Genomic DNA, 22,121 nt, shown 5'->3' with positions numbered 1-22,121 from the left:
CCACGACTGACACGCACGCTCGGCCTCGGAGGTCAGACGTTTACGGAAGCTCAGCAGTTCGTCGAAAAGAATACTGCCCCGGCCGTGGATATGACCGACAACAGGTCCGTCCAGGTCGTAAAGCGGAGCCCATTCTTGGCCCTTGATCCATTATTATCGCCGACACGGGTTAGACCAGAAGAAAGCGACGTCCCTCGGCAAACCTGGGACCGACAACGCTATTATCTGCTGCAGCGGCAAGGCGAAAGGGAGTAGCAGTTCTACCGGAGGGGGCGGCCCTGAATAGAGGCACGCGTCCGCTCGAAACTTGGCGGAGATACTGCCGAAAGCACCTTGCCAAAATGCCTTTCCAGTTCTCTGGATAGGTCGTCGGCAGAGGTCATCCCGTTCTGGAAACGTTCGATAAGCAGTTTCGCCGCGACGTTATAGCCTTCCGGATTGGCAAGGCTACTGGCTGAACAGTATCCCGCCTCATCCAAGACGCCCTGCAGCATCGTGAGGTCTGTTGACTTCAAAACGAAATTATATTCGGAAGACATTTCGGTCCTCCTTCTATCTGGGGCAAGGGCCGCTGGGCCCTGATGCAGCAGCGCCCTTAACATTGGCTGCTGACGGAAAGACCATGCCTGAGCGCGGCTCCGCTTGCAACGTAATTCCTGCAATTTTTATTTTTATAAGACATCCGCAACAAAACCAAGAATTGAGGTTGCGTTTCATGCGGGGAGAGCCTATATCACCGCTATCGGCATTGCTGATGAGCGCTGGAAAGCATCTGTCGCTCGCAATCGCCGCAGTCGCTTTCTGCTTTTGACCACGGATGTACTGGCACTGGCGTGAGTAGCGGTGTGAGGAAGGTCGGTGCGGTTTCGCCCCGGCCTTTTTTGTTGGCTGCTCCACCACTCTAGGCCTTGGTTTAAACACAATGGGGCTCGGCCTGCCGCATCGAGTTTGCTAGTCGAGCTTCGTTTCGCGCCCCTTGGCGTCAAGCAGACCTTTTCTCTCAAAATCGATCTCACATGCCGGGCTATGTCGGGCAGCGATCACTCTTGCAACGAAAAGGAATCTAGAATGAGCAAAACAAATGCGACTGAGATCCAGCGCAAAACAGAGCGTCAAGTTGCAAACACGAGCGGCGGAGGCCACTTGGGAGGGACCAATTTCGGGCAAGCCCCCGACGCTAAGACCGCAGGTGGAACGGGCGGCAAATCCCGTCCCAGTGGGGGGCGCAAGTAGTCTACGGATTGGAAGAAAGCCCGCCGCCAGACGCGGCGGGCCGCTGGCGTGATCGTCTGCAGTCGCCTCTCTTCAGGCTGGTATCGTCACCCGGCTGGGCAGACGCAAGTCATGCGGCATGATCCCATCACGTTCTAGGCCTTGCTCTGCTCCATCGCCAGTTCTGCCCTAAGGCTTTCGACATCGCGGAAGATTGTGGCAACTGCCAGAACGCGTCCGCCGCGCTTGAAGCGCAGGAGGCAGTCCTTCGCGGCAACGTCGCCCTCAACCTCGATGGCGTCCCATCTCTCGGCATGACCGACATAGTTGATCGGGATATCGTAATGCTGGCTCCAGAAGAACGGCACATCCGTGAATTTCGTCCGGCGTCCGAGCATGCTGAGGGCTGCGGCAGCGCCCTGCCGCTGCGCCACCACCCAGTGCTCCACTCTGATGTTCTCGCCGCAGTGAGGGTCGGGCCACCGCGCAATATCGCCGGCGGCATATATCCCCGGCGCGCTGGTCTCGAGATAGGCATCGACCAGGACGCCCCGATCGGTGGCGAGACCGGCTCTTTCGGCGAGATCGACTCGCGGTCGCACGCCGATGCCGGCAACGATCATGTCGGCGGCGAGGGTAGTGCCGCTGCTCAGTACGATCTCGCTGGCGCCGATGCTCGCCGCGGTATCGCCAAGATGGAAAACGACGCCATTTTCCTCATGCAGGGCGCGGATGAAGTCGCCCATCTGGGGGCCTAGTACCCGTTCCATCGGCCGTTCCTCGGGCGCCACGACATGTACTTCGACACCGCGGGTCCGAAGCGCGGCGGCGACCTCGAGGCCAATGAAGCTGGCGCCAAGCACGACAGCGTGCCGCGCCGCGCCGCTCTGCGCGATGATCGTGCGGCTGTCTGCAAGCGTGCGCAACGTGTGGACATGAGGCTGGCTGGCGCCGGGTATGGTCGGGCGCACTGGTTCGGCGCCGGTCGCGAGCAGCAATTTGTCGAAGGCGACCCGTGCCCCATCGGCGAGCACGAGCTCGCTGGCACGGACGTCGATGCCAGCAACCTTAGTTCCGAGGCGCAGATCGATGCCGTTCCTGGCATAAAAGCCTTCCTTGCGCAGCGGGACCCAGTCTTCGGGAGCCTTGCCCGCCAGATAGTCCTTGGAAAGGTTGGGCCGGTCGACGGGCAGCGCCTCGTCGTCGCTGATCATGACGATGGCGCCTTGATATTGTTCTCGCCGCAGTCTCTCGGCCGCGGCAAAACCGGCCGCGCCGCCGCCGACGATGACGATCCTTTCCGCAGATACCCCAGCATTGCTCTCACGCGAAGCCGGCTGCGGCCTCTTGCGCTTCTCGCCAACGAAAATCCGTTCGCCGCGTTTTTCGACCGACCAGCAAGCGAGCGGCGACAGGGCCGGCGCGCGCAGGGCCTCTCCGGTGCGCAGGTCGAAGCAGGCGTGATGCCAGGGGCAGCGGACGCTGTTGTCGGCGACGAGGCCGTCGACCAGCGGTCCGCCATAGTGCGAGCAGGCGGCGGCAACGGCGAATATCTCTGCTCCGCAGCGCACCAGAAGCACCGCCTCGCCGTCGCGATGGCCGACCAGCTTGCCGCCATCGGGAAGATCGGCGAGCGCAATGCCGAGGGCCAGATCGGGTCCGCTCAGGTCTGAATGGTTACTGGCCATTTTCTCCTCCCTCAAAGGGCCGCTGCCGGTATCATCCCCCTTGCGACGCTCGATTGCGCAGCAGGCAGCTTCCCTTGAATTCTGCGCTATTCTGCTTTGTGGGCAAATGAATTTGGCCCGAAGTTGGGTCGAATTCTTGTGATGACGTCAGATGCAGTCGTAGCTCAGATGAACGGGATCGATTTCTGGTCTTAGGGGAGCCCTCACTAAATCCATTTTAGTAAGGGGCTCGAGGCATACGATCCGACCAAGAACATTGCCTACAGAGTTGCGACGAGACCTATTCGTTGGTGTCGCTCGTCTCGGCTGGGATTGGCATTGGCTTTGCGCCGGAATCGACGCTGGAGCTTCCAAACCGCGTCGGGCTCGCTATTGCTTGGAACAAGATCCAACCGCCTCACAGCGGGGAAGGCCACCCACAAGAAGATCTACGTCTCCTTGCGACTACGACGGCGCCGCCCAGCAAGCGCGCCAAACCGTTATTGCGAGCACCTCAAAGCGGAAGAAACGCTGCCTTGGCCGTCGTGCCGTGAGCCTATTTCGTGGTGATCACGATGTCGTCACGGATCAGGTCCGTAAGCTCGTGTTCATCCGTGACGCCAAGTTCAATCCATTGAAGCAGACTCTTTGCCTTTCGCTTTGCCTCAACGCTTCCCTTTTGATGCCCATTCTCATCGCACCAATTCCTCAGAATGCGATCGATCAGGTCCGTGATCTTAAATACTAGCACCGGTCGTTGCCACGAAATCCATTGCATCGGCCCTTCTCCCTTCGAAACGAGAGCCTATGTGGATCCACGGCAGGCAGGCAATGCCTTACACATAAGAACATTCTCATATAGCCGCACTAAAGGACGAGGCGTTGCAAAATGGCAATAGACGCCGTGTGATTGGACAAGGCCACAAATGGCGCATGCTAGCGCAACCCCTCATCGTTGGGGAGCGAATCCAGGATCTCAAGGGTGGTGCGGTTCGCCGAACGCAAGTTCCGCCCTTCGGTATACAGGAGACCGATAGCATCTCCCGGATCGGAGAGCGCAACCCCGCCAGCACGCGAGGGCATGCAAGACCGGCGTTCAAAGCGATCGGCACACTGAAACGCCAAAGTTGAGCGCGATTTCGCGCTCGGCCGGTTCCCAGTTTGACGACAGTGGCAGCTATTGCGATGACGCGGGCGTTCTGTCGCCAGGACGAGAAGTCCGGCAAACCGGGGACGTGCCAGACCACCGCCCCTTTAGCATTAATACTTTGTTAACCATTATGGCCGCATCTCGTCTTAGAAGGGCTATTCGACGATTCCGCCTGGGCAAGTGGCCCGCCGCTATTGTCGGGCTTGGCCTGCCGAAGGCTGATCGAGGCGATACATGGAAGACACGACAACGAGCTTGGCGGGTACCCATCCCAATTTGCCTGTCCCCGGCCGTGCTCAGCATTCCCGCGAGGAGGTCCTTCGAACCCTAAAGTATTGGGAGCATGTCGAGCGCTACAGTGCCCCAATTGCCGAGGACGATGGTGAAAGAAGTGGCGACGTGGCGGTGTCCCACATTGTCGATGACAAGGATCCCTGGCCGTCGACGGCGGATACGAGCAGAGTGTACCGACACTTTGTCCGGTTTGGCATCGCGGCACTCAGGGAATGCGACAAACTCTTGATCCGTCGTTGGTCACCCGAGCAGGGCGCGCACGGTCGCGATCCTGTCGAAGACGGCCAATATACCTTTGCCGGTACTTTCGCCGTCTCCGACAAGCGAGCGGTGGAGAAAGGCTCTCTGGTCGTCAATCGGTTTCTCTACGATCTAGCCGTCACTCTCGAATGTACGACAATCACGTTCTCTGATTATGCCGAGATTTTGGCAAGTGAATTCAAAACCAGGGTGAAGCCTCGATCCAAGCCCTTGGCAATTGCCGAGGCCCTTACTCACTGCGCATACTTTGCCTTGCAACTGCCCACCGACATTCAAGCAACGGTTAAATGCATTGTCGTAACCCGCTCAAAGGTGTTCATCGAGGGGAACCGTCCGAGGAAGATCCAGGACGCGCGCGTGTTTTCAAGTGTCTATCCCAATCTACTGCGTCAGATGGCAAGTGACCTTGAAAATGGCGTGGTCATGGGCGCAGCTTGGGATCTGCTCACCAAGCCGGTTGCCATGTCGGATTTCGACGCAAGCAGTGATGAAACGATCCTGGAGTGCTTGCAAACGGACAGGTATCCGTCCGCTCGATGGCCCTCTGACTTTTCTCTCTCGCCACAGCAGCAAGTCGCAGTCAACGAGACCTTCTCGCGTGTCGCTGAAGGTGGGACGTTCTCGATCAACGGCCCGCCGGGCACGGGCAAAACCACTCTGTTGATGGATGTCATTGCCGAGGTTATCAGTCGTCGCGCCGATGTCTTGCATTCTTACGAGGATCCAAAGTCTGCTTTCGCCCTCGTGGCGGCCAATGGCAACAGCCCTCAATACAGAATCGACAAACCGCTGCACGACTTCCTGGTTGTGATCGCAAGTACCAACAATAACGCAGTAGCCAACCTGACACTCGAACTACCCAGGCAAGAGAAGCTTGGCGAGAGCTACAGGAATTCACTGAGCTACCTGCCGAAACTGGCCGAGAGCCTGATGGCGCAGCATCACGTTGCGGCCGAACCCTGGGGCGCGATCTCAGTCCCACTTGGAAACAGGCGCAATCGCGATCGATGCGCAGCATCTGTGATCGACGCGCTCGACGATGGTTCGCTGTTCGATAGCCGCAATGCGACTGCTTGGAACGTTGCACGAGATAGATACGCCGCAGCGAAGGAGGCCGTCGGGGCGTTGAAAGCAACTCACCGGCGGCTGAACCAACTCATGCATGCAACCGAAACCTTCGGTTCGAAATATACCGACGTTGGCCCTTGGTCAGGGCCGGCGCGCGCATCAGTTGCGTCGCCGCTGAGTTCAGGTGCGCTTGCGATTCAAGAATCCGCCACCATTCTGCCGCACCCCATCCTGGCCAGAGCAAGTGAGCAGATTGAGTGTGCATTAGAAGAACTTGGCAACGTCGTCACTCCCGCTGAATATTTGAACGCGGCGCCACGGTGCAGAGCCCAGATGCTCGTTGGCACATCATCCGCTCTCGAGCGGGCTCGTGCCGAACTCTTCGTTGCCGCCATGAAGCTTCACGAATCCTTTGTGTTTCATGCAAGGAACAGCATCCAAGCGAACCTCATAGGCTGGATTAAGCTTAACTCGGGCAGGGCAAGCACCGAGCTGGAAGCGCTTGCAGGCCATCTGTGGAGCACATTCAGTCTTCTGGTTCCGGTCGTCTCATCGACATTCTGTTCGTTTGCGAACGTGTTTGGAAGCTTCGAGCGAGGAACGATACCTTGGCTGATCGTCGATGAGGCGGGACAGGCATGCAGCCACCACGCAATCGATGCGGTATCACGGGCGAAGCGTGCAATCATCGTCGGCGATCCATTTCAGCTTGAGCCGATCTCCACCATCAGCAATTCCGTGGATCGGGCGCTCGCGGCGAAATTCGACGTTGGCACCGAGTTTCGTTGCAAATCCAGCTCGCTGCAAACGTTAGCTGACCGGATTAATCCGTTCGGCGCAGTCCGAAACGGCAGATGGATCGGCGCTCCCCTGCGCGTTCATCGGCGATGTGTCGAGCCAATGTTCTCGATCTCCAACGGCATGGCTTATGAGCACTCCATGGTGCTGGCGGACGAGACGTTGGACCACGAGGCGCGGCAGAACGAGAGACGACCAGCCTTTGGGCCCAGCGCTTGGATCAACGTGGTCGGAACCGCCGAGACTGCAAACGACTTCTACATTCCGGAAGAAGGCGCAGTTGCCACGCACGTCATTTCGCGCCACATCGCTGATCGTCACTCAGATCGTGAACTACCTGATCTCTTCGTGATCACGCCCTTCAGGAAGGTCGCTGTCGGCCTCAAGCTGCATCTCTTGCAAAACGCTACCGAAGTATTCGGAGATTTGCCGCCGGTCATCGTAGAAGAATGGATCGATCACTCCATCGGCACGGTCCACAGCTTCCAAGGGAGAGAGGCTGAAACAGTACTACTAGTGCTTGGAGCGAAGCGCGTTGATAGCATCGAATGGGCACTTTCCCAACCCAACATCATGAACGTTGCAGTGACGAGAGCTCGTAGGCGGCTCTATGTCGTCGGCAATCGCGCTAACTGGTTTCAGAAAGAGTCTCGGGATCGTTGGATGTTGGGAACCGACAGTGATTGGCTCATCGAAGAGTGCGAAGCCAGATCCCTGTTCGACTCCCAGCCGCAAAGGAAACCTCGCCTTCGTGTCGTGTGATGACCGCGTGGTCGGGACAACCTTGTAGACCCGATCCCCTTGCCATGACTTTCTGCCGAGAGCAAAACCCCGCAGGCCCCTTCGGCCGCATTGTGGGTCCGGCAACCCGGCCGTCGCTAAGAAAGGATGTGAATCCTTCCCAGCGATTCAGCGAAGGACGGCGGCTTTTGTTCGCCGCCGTGACAGACACCCTGCTTGAAATTGAACGAATGAGTGAGCGATGGGGCAAGAGTATCTTTCATTGCTCTTACGGCCATGGCGATGAATTTGAACCAAGACAAGATCGGGGTGAGTGCAGCCGGACCCTTCTCACCAATAGTGCAGGAACGCTTGATGCCAAGAACGCAGCAAGATAGAGGCGATGCCAATTGCACGCATGGAAGGGCGTGCAGATATCGCACTTGCCGGTGGACGCAAGCTGTCCGTCGCCGGCCTTTTCACTGCCTCCCGCCACGCCGATAGCAGAACCTCTCGGCTGTGAGTTGGAAGAGACGCCGTTCGGCACCCAGATGCGCACCGACACCGCCAAGGAAACGACGGTACCCGGCGCCTTTGCATGCGCTGACGCTGCACGTATTCCGCCATCGGTTTCGCTGGCGGTAGCCAATGATGCGTGGGCCCCGGCGCGCAGATCCATCGTTCACTGTCTGTGACGGCAAGTCGCGCCCGCACCGGGTTAGTTGACCACCTCGATAATCCTGGCGCCGGCAAACCGCTTCTTCTGAATACTGGTGTATTCGATCCTGATCAACTTTCCCGCGAGCGGCTTTAGTGGCATCGCTTTCCCGTCAGGTCCGACGGCATCGGTCAGAATCAGGTGGTGGCCGCGCAAGACGACGTCGCTAGCATCGACGATCTTGATTCTGTTGCGATCGTCGCCTTCCAGGCGCCCGATCACACAGCCGGCAACGGAGGGTCCGCAGCTTAGCGGATTGCTACCCTTCTCGATTTTCTTCGCCACCTCGGATCGGTTTGACGCAGCCGCCGATTGGGTTCGCAGATCTGCCGTTGCCTTCGGTCCGTCGCATGGCCCGGTCGGATCAAGTGTCTTGCCGATCGAATTGGTGCTGACGACCTTATTGTTCTGAGAAATATTCTCGCAGATCTTTCCCTGAGGCGCCCGTTGCGCCCGGATCAGCCCGACACCCACATTGCGAAAGGTATTCCCGTAGACGTCGTTACCGATGCCATCGGCCGCTTCGTCGCCGCCAAGGCGCACGCCGGCCCCCACGACGTCGTAGACTAGATTGTAGCGGAAGACATTGCCGTTGCCGCGCGAGTCAAAGCCACCGGAATTGGGGTCCTTCTGCCCAGTGCAGCTATTCTTCTCGACAATATTGCCACTCGAGCCCTCTTTGATGTCGACGCATTCATTGCCTCCGGTAGCGATGACGTTGTCGTGGATACGGTTCCGATCAGAATGATCGATCGCCTTATCCGGCGCGCCACGCCCGCCTAATTGTTCCGGCGCGGTTCCGATATAGATGCCCTCGCCATTCTTTCCGCCATCGTTAAACACGAAGTCGAAGCGGCCGCACGAACTTATTCTGGAATAAGCAATTTCATTCTGCCTTGCCTGATAGCGCAGGCGCACGCACTCGCCGCCCGCGTTGCGAATATCCATCCCGAGCACGCGAAGCCCCGTCAATTCCTTTCCAGGTGTGTTTCCGATCACGTAGAGCAGCTTGTCGCGATAGCTCTTCTTCGTGTTCGGCTTCTCAAATCGGCCATCGACGGTGAAATTCCGGAGCTCAATATAACTGTGATTGATTTCAATCACCCGGGGCTGGCCGCCGCCTTTAACGACCGATCCAAGCGAGCCCTCGATCGTAATCGGCTTTCCAAGCTCACCATCCCGCACCGATCGAAAATCCTGGAAATAGGATCCAGGCGCCAGCATGATCGTATCGCCCGGCTGCGCGAGCGCAACCGCCGCCTGGATCGTGAGCCCTTCGTCACGACCCTCGCTTTTTGGTGCGACGTTGATTGTCGCGCTCTGTGCGGGGCCGATAACGCCGAAGAACCCGGCGAAACCCAGCATGATCACCGTCGAGCGACGAGCCACGCATGCCTTCCAGATATCTTGGGTCATAGATACCTCCGGTAGTGAACGCGAGACGCAATAAAGCACGCGCTAATATTTAACTCAATTGCTGCTTTTGCTTTTTGCCGGATGCTGCCCGCATTGCAGGTACCGCCCGGCCGATGCCGCAGAAGTTGCACCGCGCCTCCTATGCCTTCATGATGGCGCCAACTGATATTGCAACACACGGCGACCAATGCGCATCTTTCTCGTCCGGCACGGCGAATCTCTGGGCAACATCAATGAGAAAGCCTATGGGCAGTTTGGCGATCACAATGTCCCGCTGACACAATGGGGCTATCGACAAGCGCTCGTGGCCGGCCGAGCGGTTGCGGCCTATCTTGCCGAATTGCCCCAGGGCGAAAACCAAAGACTGGATATATGGTTCTCGCCGTATCTGCGGACGCGACAAAGCAAGGATGCGCTGCTGGAGGCCCTGCCGCCGGAATGGGTAGGGGATGTTCGGGAGGACTACCTCTTGCGCGAGCAGGATTTTGGCCTCTTCACCGAAATCTACGACCATGCGGAGCGGCGACAGAAGTTTCCAGATGAGTTCGAGAAATGGGCCAGGCTGCGAAACAACAGCGGCAAGTTCTATGCAAGGCCACCGGATGGCGAGAGCAGGGCGGATGTGGCGCAGCGGCTTCGTCTTTTTGTGCAAACCGTGATCGATGATGTGTCCGATGGAGGCAACGACATCGTCATCGTTGGCCACGGTGTCACAAATCGAGCGTTTGAAATGAACTTTCTCCGCCACGCGGTCGACTGGTTCGAGCGCTCCGACAATCCAGGAAATTCCGACGTGACATTGATCGAAGGAACGCGTCTTCAGGGCTACAGTTCAATCCTGCTGCACAAGGCAACCGACCGCCAGGTTGGCGATAGCGAGTTGCGGGAAGCTCATGGATCAGCGCTGACGATCACGCCTAAATCGACGCCATAGCTGTTTGACCGTCGGCGTGCTAACGCACGTCGCTCTGCTAGATTGGCTTTCATTGTCGGGCAGGCGCCAGACCGCACTCGGTGACCTCGGGCTCGTCCTTGATGCTCGCCTTGATCCGAAGCTCCCAGTTCGGGCCTAGTTGAAAACCATGTGCCCGCAACATGTCAGCGACCTTGGGGCAGTCAGCCTGGCTGTCGTATTGCCCTGCTAGCGAAACTTCGATGAGCATTTCCTTGGCATCGACGGCACAATTGCCATTCAAGCCGGTATTTTCGAGAAACGAGCACACGGCCTGAGCACGCTCGATGCCCTTGCCGTCATCAGATGCGACTGGGGAACCGGCCGCGACAACGGCTGCCTCGATCAGGGATATGAAGGATCGCATTGTTCTCTCCATAGAGGGCGGCTTCGACACCGGTTGCCACGCTGCTTTGAAGCCCCCCTGGTTCTTTCCAGGAGATGAAGGATGAAGGGGACATAGGCCTCAAATCGGCGTGGGAAAGGGGAGAAAAGTCTAAGACAAACGAATGTGCAGCTAGCTGCAACGGCGGATAGTATCGCAGCAAATTCAAGCTCCTAGAAAGTGCATCCGATCGGCTGCATCAAAAAATTTGAACCCTTCTGTCGAATTTCGCAGTCGTCAAACGTTCCTTGTTTGGACGGCGGAACGCGTCGGCGAGATCCGCCGCATCGTCCTGTCAAAAACCGGAGGAGGTTCACGTGATGGATGCAAATAACCTTGTTTCTGCGAGGGAGCTGGCAAGAAGAAACGGCCTCAGTTTTCCGAACGAAAGTCTCGAATATCGGCAGGCTCGCGATGACCTGCTCGCCGAAGAAATCGAGTTGCGCCGGCATATCGAGCGCGTGGCTGAGCAGCGCCGTGCGTTGCCTCCCGGCGGCCAGGTAACAAAGGACTACCGCTTTCAAGGGCCGGACGGCGAAGTAACGCTAAAGGACCTGTTCGGAAATAAATCCACACTCGTCATTTACAATTACATGTACGGGCCGCAGCGAGAGCGACCATGCCCGATGTGCACATCCATGCTGTCGGCACTCGATGGCGAGGTTCCTGATATCAGCCAGCGGGTCGCTTTCGCCGTTGTTGCGCGCTCGCCCATCGAGCGGTTGCTGGCGTTCAAGAAGGAGCGCGGCTGGCATCACCTGCCACTCTACTCCGACACGACCGACGAGTTTAGCCGCGACTACCACGCCACTGGGCCTGATGGCAGCGATGACGCCGCCTATAACGTCTTCACGATCAAGGATGGTGTGATCCGCCATTTCTGGAACCCGGAGATGGGGCCGGCAACCGCAGATCCCGGCCAGGATCCACGCGGTGCACCCGACTTCATGCCGCTCTGGACCGTGCTTGACACCACGCCTGAAGGCCGCCCGCCGACCTGGTATCCGAAACTCGATTACGACACAGCACAATAGCGCTGCCGCTCAACGCGGGCGTCAGCGGATTTTGCCGACGCTCGCATACATGCCGGTCGTGCGGAACTCGGTCGGATTGGTGCCATAGACGCGCCGGAATACTTTGGAGAAATAATTGGCATCCTCGAAGCCCGAGCGGATCGCCACTTCCTTCACAGGCATGTTGGCGGTCTTGGTCAACAGTTTCACCGCCCGCTTCAAGCGCTTCTGAAGAACGAATTCTGCTGGCGGCAGGCCCTCGTTGGCCGCGAACATTCGCGAGAAATGTGCCCGGCTGAGACCCGCGACCCGCGCAAGATCCTCCACTGGCAGCGGTCGCTCCAGATTGGCCATGATGTAGTCGATGACGTGCTGCATCGTCCGGTACTCTTCACTGAAGACAGGATGCGAGCCGAAGACGTCGTCATATAGCGCCATGGCTGCCTCATAAGCGATTGCGGAGGCCAGTCCCGGCGTCTCCGCATCATTGATCAGCCGCAGGCTGCAGTCGGCCAGATGCTCGATTGTCCGCGGTTGCAGCTTCAAGATCGGGCCGGTCACGGCAAGGATCGAGCGATGGATACGAAGCGCCTCTTCTCCATTCATTGAAATCCAGAAGAACTCCCAGCGGTCTCCATCCTCGAGCCAATAACGATGATTGTGCGGAACGAGGACCAGCAGCGTCTCTCCCTCCTTCACCTGCAGCTGGCGATTCTCGTAGCGCAGGTTTCCTGCGCCTCTGATCGTATGCTGCAGGACGGTAAAAGGTGTTTGCCCGCGCTTTCGGCCATCCCAGTCATAGGTCGCGTTCTCGCGGATCTCGTAGCCGGTGCTGGTGGGCATCGTGTGCAGGCTCTGGCGGCCGCGCGGCAGCGATACTGTCCGCATGACAGGACCATTATCAATCAGTTTTTGCAGCACAGAATTACCCATGAAAGCATAATCCTTCTCTGGCGGCCTCGCCGAATATGCGCATAATCCGCTCTCAAGAGAGAGAACACCGCCAGCACCGAGGAGCGGCGGGGAGGAGAATAAGCCGGATTTCTGGCCTTTTTTGGCGTCGAGCGCAAGCCCGCGTCCAATTCTTCTTCTCATCCTTCAGCGCCGGCAAATTGATCGCATTGAGGCAAGGATCATGAGTTTCAAAATCGCTATCATCGGCGCGGGCAGCGTCGGCTTCACGAAAAAACTGTTCACCGACATCCTCTGCGTGCCGGAATTCCAGGACGTTGAGTTCGCGCTCACCGACTTGAGCGAACACAATCTGCAGATGATCAAGCAGATCCTCGACACGATCGTTTCTTCCAACAAGCTGCCGACCAAGGTGACGGCGACGACCAACCGTCGCGAGGCACTGACGGGTGCGCGCTACATCATCAGCTGCGTGCGTGTCGGCGGTCTGGAGGCTTATGCGGACGACATCCGCATTCCGTTGAAATACGGCATCGACCAGTGCGTCGGCGATACGATTTGCGCTGGCGGCATTCTCTATGGCCAGCGCAATATTCCGGTCATTCTCGACTTCTGCAAGGATATCCGGGAAGTTGCTGAGCCGGGCGCCAAGTTCCTGAACTACGCCAATCCGATGGCGATGAACACCTGGGCCGCGATCGAATACGGCAAGGTCGACACTGTCGGGCTTTGCCATGGTGTCCAGCATGGCGCCGAACAGATCGCCGAAGTGCTTGGCGCAAAACAGCCTTCCGAACTCGACTATATCTGCTCGGGCATCAACCACCAGACCTGGTTTGTAGACCTGCGTCTCAACGGGCGCAAGATCGGCAAGGACGAGCTCGTCGCAGCCTTCGAGGCGCATCCGGTCTTCTCGCAGCAGGAAAAGCTACGTATCGACGTCCTGAAGCGCTTCGGCGTCTACTCCACGGAAAGCAACGGGCATCTGTCGGAATACCTCCCCTGGTATCGCAAGCGCCCGGACGAGATCACCAAGTGGATCGACATGTCCGACTGGATCCATGGCGAAACCGGTGGCTACCTCCGGCACTCCACCGAGACCCGCAACTGGTTCGAGACCGAGTTCCCGCAATTTCTGGAATCGGCATCCAAGCCGATTGATCCGGCCAAGCGCTCGAACGAGCATGCGAGCCATATCCTCGAGGCCCTGGAAACGGGGCGCGTCTACCGCGGTCACTTCAACCTCAAGAACAATGGGGTCATCACCAACCTGCCGTGCGATGCGATCATCGAGTCGCCCGGCTTCGTTGACCGCTTCGGCATCAACATGGTTTCGGGCATCACCATTCCGGAAGCCTGCGCTGCCACCTGTATGGCGTCGATCAACGTCCAGCGCATGTCGGTACATGCAGCGATCAGCGGCGATATCGACCTTCTGAAGCTTGCCGTACTGCACGACCCGCTGGTCGGGGCTGTCGCGACCCCGGAAGAGGTCTGGCAGATGGTCGACGAGATGGTCGTGGCCCAGGCACGCTGGCTGCCGCAATATGCTAATGTTGTTCCAGCCGCCAAGGAGCGGCTGGCAAAGTCGACGGTCAAGACCCGCGACTGGGAAGGCGCAGCCCGCCGCAACGTCCGCTCGATCGAGGAGTTACGTGCCGAAAAGGCGGCAATGAAGCAGGCCGTCTAAGTTTCCCGGAGGACGGGTGGCGATGGGCTCCGGGAGGGAACCCATCGGCGCAAACCTGTCCCCCGGATCGTCTGAGGAGAAACAGGGCGGCCAAGTGCCCCCTGAAACAAGAGGGAGAAACGATGAAAAATTTCCGTAACCTTGGCATTCTTGCTGGACTGGCGCTCAGCGTCTCGGTTTCGGCCTTGAACGCCTACGCTTCCGAGCCGACGGCACCGCCCGCTCCGCCGCAATTCCCGGCGGAGGGCAAGATCAAATACGTCTCGAGAGATACGATCGAAGAGTTCAAGGCGCTGCCTGAATATCACGAGCCGGATTGGGTGACGAAGAACTTCGTCGCGACTGGCAAGCTGCCACCGGTCAAGGACCGCCTCCCCAAGGAGCCGCTCGTCTTCAAGACCGAGAACATGGTCGATGGTGTCGGTGTCTATGGCGACACCATGCGCCATGTCATCGGCGGCCGTCCAGAAGGATGGAATTACGGTGCCGGCCAGACCCAGGGCTGGGGCGGCATCGATATCGGCATGTCGGAATGCCTGACGCGCACCGCACCTCTCTTCCAGATTCAGGCCAAGGACACCGAACCGCTTCCGAACCTTGCGAAGAGCTGGGAGTGGTCGCAGGACGGCCATAAGCTGACCATGCACCTGGTCGAAGGCGCAAAGTGGTCCGACGGCGTGCCCTTCACCGCCGACGACGTCATGTTCTATTGGGACGACGAGGTCATCGATCCCAACGTCTCGCCGCTCGGCGGCGGCGCATCGCCGGAGGCTTTCGGCGAGGGAACGACGCTGACGAAGATCGACGACTACACCGTCGAATGGACCTTCAAGGACGCTTTCCCGAAGCAGTATCTTTATACGATGGCCTACCCGAGCTTTTGCCCAGGCCCGTCGCATATCCTGAAGCCGCAGCATCCGAAATACTCGAAGAACACCTACGACCAGTTCAAGAATGCCTTCCCGCCGGAATACATGAACATCCCGGTCATGGGGGCCTGGGTGCCGGTGGAATATCGTCCCGACGACATCATCGTGTTGCGCCGCAACCCCTACTACTGGAAGGTCGACGAGAAGGGCAATCAGCTGCCCTACCTCAATGAGCTGCACTACAAGCTGTCGACCTGGGCCGACCGCGACGTGCAGGCCGTGGCAGGTTCCGGCGATTTTTCCAACCTGGAACAACCGGAAAACTTCGTGGCGTCGCTGAAGCGCGCTGCCGAGAAGACCGCGCCGGCGCGTCTTGCCTTCGGACCGCGCCTGATCGGCTACAACATGCGCATGAACCTGTCCGCCAACGGCTGGGGCGATCCCGATGCCCGTGGCCAGGCGATCCGCGAACTCAACCGCAATGAAGACTTCCGCAAGGCGATCACCATGGGTCTCAACCGCAAGGCGATCGGTGACTCGCTGGTCAAGGGTCCGTTCACGGCGATCTATCCCGGTGGCCTCTCGTCGGGCACAAGCTTCTACGATCGCAATTCCGTCGTCTATTACCCCTTCGATCTGAAGGGCGCCAAGGAATTGCTTGCCAAGGTTGGCTTGAAGGACACGGATGGTGACGGCTTCGTCAATTTCCCCGCCGGAACGGCAGACGGCAAGAACGTTGAGATCGTCCTTCTCGTCAACAACCAGTATGCGACCGACAAGAGCCTTGCCGAAGGCGTCATCGGACAGATGGAAAAGCTTGGCATAAAGGTCGTCCTCAATGCTTTGGACGGTGCAAAGCGTGACGATGCCCATTATGGCGGCCGTTTCGACTGGTTGATCCAGCGTAGTTCGCCGGAGCTTGCGTCGGTGGTCCAGAACACCGAGCAGCTTGCGCCCGTCGGCCCACGCACGAGCTGGCAGCATCGCGCTGGCAAGGACGGCAAAGTTGACCTGATGCCCTACGAAGAGAAGCTGGTGGGTATTATCACGAAGTTTCAGGCCAGCCAGGACAACAACGAGCGCGTCGAACTCATGAAGCAGTACCAGAAGGTCGCGACCGAGAATGTCGATACCGTCGGGCTCACGGAATATCCGGGTGCGCTGATCATCAACAAGCGCTTCTCGAACGTGCCCGAAGGTACCCCGATCTTCATGTTCAACTGGGCTGAAGACTCCGTCATCCGCGAACGTCTGTGGGTGGCTGCCGACAAGCAGGGCAAATACGAGCTGTTCCCCGAGCAACTGCCCGGCAAGCCCGGTGACAAGGGCCCAGTCAACTAAGAGTTCCCTCCCAACCGAGGACTCCGGTCGCGCGTGAAGCGCGGCCGGGTAAGATCAACAAGCCGGCTGTACCGACAGGCACGACTGGCGGCAAGGAGAAGCGAACCGTCCGATGTTACGATTCCTGCTCGTGCGCATAGCCTCTGCGATACCCGTCCTCATCATTTTGAGCATCGTGACGTTCGCGATCATCCAGGCACCGCCTGGTGACTATGCCGACTACATCCGTTCGCAGCTGATCAATCAAAGTGGGGCTTCCTTTGCTCAGGCGGATGAACAGGCCCAGGCCTACCGCATTGCCCATGGCCTCGATCAGCCGATGGTCATCCAGTACTTCAACTGGATCAAGGGCATCATTTCCCAAGGCGATTTCGGCTACAGCATGTTTTACAACAAGCCTGTCGCCGATGTCGTGGCCGAGCGCCTGCCGCGCACTCTGGCGCTTGCCTTGGTCTGCCACATCTTCGCATCCGTGCTAGGCATCGGCTTCGGCATCTGGGCGGCCACCCGTCAGTATACCTGGATCGACAGCCTGCTTTCGGGCGTCTCCTTCCTCGGCATGACGGTACCGCGCTTCCTGATGGCGCTGATCATCGTCTACCTGCTTGTCTTCCAATTCAACGTCTCGGAGATCGGCAGCTTCTTCTCACCGCAATTTGGTGGAGCGCCGTGGTCCTGGGCGAAGTTCGTCGATCTCGTCAGCCATGTCTGGCCGGTTGTCGCCATCGCCACCTTCGGCGGTCTCGCCTACAACATGCGCGTCATGCGCGGCAACCTCCTCGATACGCTGAACGCGCAGTATGTCGAAACCGCTCGCGCCAAGGGACTGTCAGGCCGGGCGGTCGTCATGCGCCATGCCGTCCCTAACGCGCTGCACCCGCTCGTGATGTATCAGGGCGTCGTGCTTCCCTACATGCTGACCGGCGAAATCGAGACTGCGATCATCTTCTCGCTTCCCACCGTCGGTCCTGCCATCGTCGGTTCCATGGCGATCGGCGACGTCTACGTCACGGCCACCTTCATGATGGTGCTCTCTGCCACGCTGATCGTCGGCAACATCATCGCTGATATGCTGCTTGCCATGCTGGACCCGCGCGTCCGCCAGTACGGAGGAGCCTGATATGCTCGCCTTCGATTCCGCTCCCCCGCCACCGCACGAAGAATCTGTCAAGAATGCACCGCATGGCAATGAAAGCTACCTTTCGCTCGTCTGGCGCCGACTGAGGCGTTCCTGGACCGGCGTGATGGGTCTCATCCTCGTCGGCATGCTGCTTCTCATGGCAGTCTTTGCGGATTTCTTCGCGCCGATGGATCCCAAGGCGACCGATGTCGGCTTTGCCCCGCCGCAGGTTATCAGCTTTCGCGACAAAGACGGCAACTTCGCCTATCCGCCGCGTGTCTATGCGCTCGGTGAATCCGAAGAGCTCGATCCCGTGACCTTCCAGCCGATTGTCGGCCCTGACTACGACAATCCGCGCCTCCTCGGCTTTTTCGTGAGCGGTGCCGAATACAAGCTCTTTGGTCTCATCCCGGCGAGCCGGCACTTCTTCGGTTCGGTGGACGGCCAGCCGGTGCACTTTCTCGGAACCGACAAGTTCGGCCGTGACGTCCTTTCACGAGCCATCATCGGTTCGCGGATTTCGCTGACGATCGCGCTCACCGTCGTCCTCATCGTGACGATGATCGGTACGACGGTCGGCATGGTATCAGGCTATTTCGGCGGCACCTTCGACACCTGGGTTCAGCGCTTCGTCGAAGTGGTGCTCGCCTTCCCGCAACTGCCTCTTTATCTCGCCCTGACGTCGCTGATCCCGGTGACGGCGCCGACTAATGTCTTCCTCGGTTTCGTGATCATCGTCATGTCCGCGCTCGGCTGGGCACAGATGTCGCGCGAAGTGCGCGGCAAGACGCTGGCGCTCGCCCGCATCGACTATGTGCGTGCCGCCATGGCTGTCGGCGCCACCGACCGGCGCATCATCTTCCAGCACATCTTCCCGAACGTGATGAGCCACGTCATCGTTGCGGTCACCCTGCATATCCCGAGTGTCGTGCTCTTGGAATCCTTCCTCGGCTTCCTCGGCTTTGCCGTGAAGCCGCCGCTGATTTCCTGGGGCCTGATGCTGCAGGACACCGCGAATTACTCGGTGATCGGCACCTATCCCTGGATCCTGGCGCCCGTCGGTTTCGTCCTGATTACCGTCTTTGCGTTCAATGCGCTCGGCGATGGCCTGCGCGATGCAGTCGATCCTTATTGAGGTGAAGAACATGGCCCTTGCACTCGTCAATTCCTTCGCCCCGCCCGTTCGCCTCGATCACGAGGGGCGCACTGAAAGCCCGATCATCGACGCCCGCAATATCGGCGTCAAATTCAAGGTCGAGCACGGCATCGTCGATGCGGTGAAGGATATTTCCTTTCAGCTCTACCGTGGAGAAACCATTGCCATTGTCGGCGAGTCCGGTTCCGGCAAATCCGTGACGGCCCGCACAGTCATGGGGCTTCTGTCGAAGCGTGCCACCGTTTCCGACAACTCAAGCGTGGAATATGACGGCACCAATATCCTGACATTTTCGGAGCGTCAGCGCCGCAGACTGCGGGGCGATCGGATCTCGATGATCTTCCAGGAACCGATGAGTTCGCTGAACCCGATCTACACGGTCGGCAGCCAGATCGTCGAAGCGATCCGCGTCCACCGCAGGGTCAGCCGCAGGCAAGCCGAGGCGCGGGCCTTGGAACTCTTGAAGCATGTTCAGATCCCCGATCCGGAAGCACGCCTGAAGCAGTATCCACATCAGCTTTCGGGCGGACAGCGGCAGCGCGTGATGATCGCCATGGCCCTTGCCAACGATCCCGATGTGCTGATTGCAGACGAGCCCACTACGGCGCTAGACGTCACCGTGCAGGCTCAGATCCTCAATCTCATTCGCAATCTCCAGACGGAACTGCGCATGGCAGTTATCCTCATTACCCACGACCTGACGGTCGTGCGCAAGTTCTCCGACTACGTCTACGTGATGCAGCATGGTGAAATGCGCGAGCACAACACGACGGAGCGGCTGTTTGCCAACCCGCAGCATGCCTACACCAAGCATCTTCTAGGCTCCGAGCCGCGCGGTCAGGCCAATCCGCTACCGGAAGGATCGGATGTTATCCTGGAGGCCAGGGACGTACGCGTCTCCTTCATGATGCGCCACGGCAGCTTCTTCAAACCACAGTTGAAGGAACTGGTTGCCGTCGATAGCCTGAACCTGACGCTTCGCCGCCATGAGACGCTGGGCTTGGTCGGCGAATCCGGTTCCGGCAAGACGACGTTCGGACAGGCTCTGCTTCGACTGAATGATCCTGACGGCGGCGAGATCTTTTTCGACAAGCTGCCTATCCACGGCAAATCACGGGCCGAGATGCGGCCGCTGCGTTCGCGCATGCAGGTCGTCTTTCAAGATCCGTTCTCGTCGCTCAATCCGCGCATGACGATCGGCCAGATCATCGAGGAGGGGTTGATTGTCAACCAACTGGGCGCGACCAGGGCTGAACGGCTCGAGCGCGTTCGCGAGGCACTGACAGCGGCGGGCATGCCCGGCAATATCCTGTCGCGCTTTCCCCACGAGTTTTCCGGCGGTCAGCGCCAACGCATCGCGATCGCTCGCGCCGTCGCGCTCGAGCCGGAGTTCATCCTGCTAGACGAACCGACCTCGGCGCTTGATTTGTCCGTCCAGGCCCAGATCATCGAATTGCTGCGCAAGCTGCAGGACGAGCGCGGCCTCAGCTACCTCTTCATCTCGCACGACCTCAAAGTCGTGCGCGCCCTTTGCCACCGTGTGATCGTCATGCAGCATGGCAAGATCATGGAAGAGGGACCCGTCAACGAAGTTCTCACCAATCCCAAGACCGCCTACACGGAACGGCTCGTCAAAGCCGCTTTCGAGGTAGCCTGATTGCACATGCCGGAGGTTATAATGGCAAGAAATCCCAAGATCACGTTTATCGGAGCTGGCTCCACCGTCTTCATGAAGAACATTATCGGTGACGTGCTGCAGCGGCCGGCGCTGTCTGGCGCCACCATCGCATTGATGGATATCAATCCGCAGCGCCTCGAAGAAAGCGCCATCGTCGTCAACAAGCTGATCTCAACGCTTGGGGTCAAGGCGAAGGCAGAGACTTACTCCGACCAGCGCAAGGCGCTGACGGGTGCTGACTTCGTCGTCGTCGCCTTCCAGATCGGCGGCTACGAGCCCTGCACCGTCACCGACTTCGAAATCCCGAAGAAATACGGGCTGCGCCAGACGATCGCCGATACGCTGGGCGTCGGCGGTATCATGCGCGGCCTGCGCACCGTGCCGCATCTGTGGAAGATCTGCGAGGACATGCTCGCCGTCTGCCCCGAGGCGATCATGCTGCAATACGTCAACCCGATGGCGATCAACACCTGGGCGATTGCGGAAAAATATCCCACGATCAAGCAGGTCGGCCTCTGCCACTCGGTACAGGGCACCGCGATGGAGCTCGCCCACGACCTCGATATTCCCTACGAGGAAATTCGCTACCGCTCGGCCGGCATCAACCACATGGCCTTCTACCTGAAATTCGAGCATCGTCAGCCCGATGGCTCTTACAAGAACCTCTATCCAGATCTGGTCCACGCCTATCGCGAAGGGCGCGCGCCGAAGCCCGGCTGGAATCCGCGCTGCCCGAACAAGGTGCGCTATGAAATGCTGACGCGGCTCGGCTACTTCGTCACCGAGAGCTCGGAGCATTTTGCCGAGTACACGCCCTACTTCATCAAGGAAGGTCGCGAGGACCTGATCGAGAAGTTCGGTATTCCGCTCGACGAATATCCGAAGCGTTGCATCGAGCAGATCGAGCGCTGGAAGGGACAGGCGGAAGCCTATCGTTCGGCCGACAAGATCGAAGTTAAACAGTCGAAGGAGTACGCGTCCTCGATCATCAATTCGGTATGGACTGGCGAACCCTCAGTGATCTACGGCAACGTCCGCAATAATGGCTGCATCACCTCGCTGCCCGCCAACTGCGCCGCCGAAGTGCCGTGCCTCGTTGACGCTTCCGGCATCCAGCCGACCTTTATCGGCGACCTGCCGCCGCAACTGACGGCGCTGATGCGCACCAACATCAACGTCCAGGAACTGACGGTCCAGGCGCTGATGACGGAAAATCGCGAGCATATCTACCACGCCGCGATGATGGACCCGCATACGGCTGCGGAACTCGACCTCGACCAGATCTGGTCCATGGTCGACGATCTGCTCGCCACCCACGGCGACTGGCTGCCCGCATGGGCGCGCACCGGCCGCAAGGTTCAGGCCGCCTGACCATCTCTCTCCCGGTCACGGCCACTAAGAGGTCCCGCGGCTTTGCCGCGGGACTTTTTTTGGCCGTCGCGTCATGCCGGACAGACCGGTTTCCGCCCGATCTCGGGGAGAGGCGGCCGGGAAGGTAAGGGCGGCCGTGTTCGGATAACCCTCACTGTTCCGCCGCCCGTCCGCCGATCTTTGGTTTGCCAGCCTGCGGTTGAACATCCCGCTGATGCCCGCGCCTCGCGTCCTGCCCCGGCTTTGAGGTCCTGCCGGCCCAGCGTTGCCCCGCAACGGCTTTGCCGTCCTCCACTGCCGTTGCGGCCCTATCGGGTGCAGGCCAGCGCT

Annotated in this window: 14 protein-coding genes and 1 pseudogene; 10 read left to right on the top strand and 5 right to left on the bottom strand. The window is 59.1% G+C overall.

Annotated elements, in window-relative coordinates; all coding sequences use genetic code 11:
• Positions 1-260: 260 nt before the first annotated feature.
• Both FHT71_RS22110 and FHT71_RS22105 read right to left on the bottom strand, forming a co-directional pair.
• Entirely contained in the window at positions 261-539 is a 279-nt protein-coding gene (locus FHT71_RS22110; protein WP_132587881.1) for a hypothetical protein, read from the bottom strand.
• An 828-nt stretch (positions 540-1,367) separates the two neighbouring features.
• Positions 1,368-2,900, bottom strand: a complete 1,533-nt coding sequence (locus FHT71_RS22105) for an FAD-dependent oxidoreductase (RefSeq protein WP_183722053.1) — start codon at positions 2,898-2,900, stop codon at positions 1,368-1,370.
• Positions 2,901-3,113: 213 nt separating this feature from the next.
• On the opposite strand from FHT71_RS22105, the pseudogene FHT71_RS31870 reads away from it, so the two are divergent.
• A pseudogene (locus tag FHT71_RS31870) lies at positions 3,114-3,433 on the top strand (transcriptional regulator); the annotation flags it as partial.
• Between the two features lie 830 nt (positions 3,434-4,263).
• Positions 4,264-7,212 (top strand): ATP-binding protein, encoded by a 2,949-nt coding sequence (locus FHT71_RS22100; RefSeq protein ID WP_183722049.1) that lies wholly within the window; start codon positions 4,264-4,266, stop codon positions 7,210-7,212.
• Between the two features lie 676 nt (positions 7,213-7,888).
• Here the strand turns inward: FHT71_RS22100 and FHT71_RS22095 are convergent.
• A complete protein-coding gene (locus FHT71_RS22095; RefSeq protein ID WP_183722046.1) occupies positions 7,889-9,304 on the bottom strand; it encodes a hypothetical protein in 1,416 nt (471 codons plus the stop codon).
• 187 nt (positions 9,305-9,491) lie between these two features.
• Between FHT71_RS22095 and FHT71_RS22090 the strand changes: the two genes are divergently transcribed.
• On the top strand, positions 9,492-10,238 hold the full coding sequence (locus FHT71_RS22090; RefSeq protein WP_183722043.1) for a phosphoglycerate mutase family protein: 747 nt from the start codon (positions 9,492-9,494) through the stop codon (positions 10,236-10,238).
• A 49-nt stretch (positions 10,239-10,287) separates the two neighbouring features.
• Here FHT71_RS22090 and FHT71_RS22085 read toward each other — a convergent pair whose 3' ends face one another.
• The gene (locus FHT71_RS22085) at positions 10,288-10,623 is read right to left on the bottom strand and encodes a hypothetical protein (RefSeq protein WP_132593922.1); all 336 of its coding nucleotides are present in this window, start codon (positions 10,621-10,623) and stop codon (positions 10,288-10,290) included.
• A 338-nt stretch (positions 10,624-10,961) separates the two neighbouring features.
• Between FHT71_RS22085 and FHT71_RS22080 the strand changes: the two genes are divergently transcribed.
• Entirely contained in the window at positions 10,962-11,675 is a 714-nt protein-coding gene (locus FHT71_RS22080; RefSeq protein WP_183722040.1) for a DUF899 family protein, read from the top strand.
• A 21-nt stretch (positions 11,676-11,696) separates the two neighbouring features.
• Here the strand turns inward: FHT71_RS22080 and FHT71_RS22075 are convergent, their stop codons facing one another.
• Positions 11,697-12,587: an AraC family transcriptional regulator gene (locus FHT71_RS22075; RefSeq protein WP_132593920.1), complete on the bottom strand. Its 891-nt coding sequence runs from the start codon at positions 12,585-12,587 to the stop codon at positions 11,697-11,699.
• A gap of 202 nt (positions 12,588-12,789) precedes the next feature.
• On the opposite strand from FHT71_RS22075, the gene FHT71_RS22070 reads away from it, so the two are divergent.
• The 6 genes from FHT71_RS22070 to FHT71_RS22045 all read left to right on the top strand — a co-directional run bounded on the left by FHT71_RS22070 (position 12,790) and on the right by FHT71_RS22045 (position 21,791).
• Positions 12,790-14,256 (top strand): alpha-glucosidase/alpha-galactosidase, encoded by a 1,467-nt coding sequence (locus tag FHT71_RS22070; protein ID WP_132593918.1) that lies wholly within the window; start codon positions 12,790-12,792, stop codon positions 14,254-14,256.
• 122 nt (positions 14,257-14,378) lie between these two features.
• The gene (locus tag FHT71_RS22065; RefSeq protein ID WP_132593917.1) at positions 14,379-16,466 is read left to right on the top strand and encodes an ABC transporter substrate-binding protein; all 2,088 of its coding nucleotides are present in this window, start codon (positions 14,379-14,381) and stop codon (positions 16,464-16,466) included.
• Between the two features lie 112 nt (positions 16,467-16,578).
• Entirely contained in the window at positions 16,579-17,586 is a 1,008-nt protein-coding gene (locus FHT71_RS22060; protein ID WP_007797585.1) for an ABC transporter permease, read from the top strand.
• 1 nt (position 17,587) lies between these two features.
• Positions 17,588-18,721: an ABC transporter permease gene (locus FHT71_RS22055; protein WP_132593913.1), complete on the top strand. Its 1,134-nt coding sequence runs from the start codon at positions 17,588-17,590 to the stop codon at positions 18,719-18,721.
• Between the two features lie 10 nt (positions 18,722-18,731).
• Positions 18,732-20,399: an ABC transporter ATP-binding protein gene (locus FHT71_RS22050; protein WP_183722037.1), complete on the top strand. Its 1,668-nt coding sequence runs from the start codon at positions 18,732-18,734 to the stop codon at positions 20,397-20,399.
• A 21-nt stretch (positions 20,400-20,420) separates the two neighbouring features.
• Positions 20,421-21,791, top strand: coding sequence for an alpha-glucosidase/alpha-galactosidase (locus FHT71_RS22045; protein WP_183722034.1), 1,371 nt, complete (start codon positions 20,421-20,423; stop codon positions 21,789-21,791).
• Positions 21,792-22,121: the final 330 nt, after the last annotated feature.

Origin of the sequence: Rhizobium sp. BK060, from assembly GCF_014193145.1 — a bacterium.
Classification (GTDB): domain Bacteria; phylum Pseudomonadota; class Alphaproteobacteria; order Rhizobiales; family Rhizobiaceae; genus Rhizobium.
Note: the sequence above shows the minus strand (reverse complement) of the source record. Positions and strands in the feature narration are given on the sequence as shown.

Coding starts and splice junctions, on each gene's coding strand:
- FHT71_RS22095 (WP_183722046.1), bottom strand. CDS start 9,304: ATGACCCAAGATATCTGGAAGGCATGCGTGGCTCGTCGCTCGACGGTG.
- FHT71_RS22065 (WP_132593917.1), top strand. CDS start 14,379: ATGAAAAATTTCCGTAACCTTGGCATTCTTGCTGGACTGGCGCTCAGC.
- FHT71_RS22045 (WP_183722034.1), top strand. CDS start 20,421: ATGGCAAGAAATCCCAAGATCACGTTTATCGGAGCTGGCTCCACCGTC.
- FHT71_RS22050 (WP_183722037.1), top strand. CDS start 18,732: ATGGCCCTTGCACTCGTCAATTCCTTCGCCCCGCCCGTTCGCCTCGAT.
- FHT71_RS22100 (WP_183722049.1), top strand. CDS start 4,264: ATGGAAGACACGACAACGAGCTTGGCGGGTACCCATCCCAATTTGCCT.
- FHT71_RS22060 (WP_007797585.1), top strand. CDS start 16,579: ATGTTACGATTCCTGCTCGTGCGCATAGCCTCTGCGATACCCGTCCTC.
- FHT71_RS22105 (WP_183722053.1), bottom strand. CDS start 2,900: ATGGCCAGTAACCATTCAGACCTGAGCGGACCCGATCTGGCCCTCGGC.
- FHT71_RS22070 (WP_132593918.1), top strand. CDS start 12,790: ATGAGTTTCAAAATCGCTATCATCGGCGCGGGCAGCGTCGGCTTCACG.
- FHT71_RS22110 (WP_132587881.1), bottom strand. CDS start 539: ATGTCTTCCGAATATAATTTCGTTTTGAAGTCAACAGACCTCACGATG.
- FHT71_RS22075 (WP_132593920.1), bottom strand. CDS start 12,587: ATGGGTAATTCTGTGCTGCAAAAACTGATTGATAATGGTCCTGTCATG.
- FHT71_RS22055 (WP_132593913.1), top strand. CDS start 17,588: ATGCTCGCCTTCGATTCCGCTCCCCCGCCACCGCACGAAGAATCTGTC.
- FHT71_RS22090 (WP_183722043.1), top strand. CDS start 9,492: ATGCGCATCTTTCTCGTCCGGCACGGCGAATCTCTGGGCAACATCAAT.
- FHT71_RS22085 (WP_132593922.1), bottom strand. CDS start 10,623: ATGCGATCCTTCATATCCCTGATCGAGGCAGCCGTTGTCGCGGCCGGT.
- FHT71_RS22080 (WP_183722040.1), top strand. CDS start 10,962: ATGGATGCAAATAACCTTGTTTCTGCGAGGGAGCTGGCAAGAAGAAAC.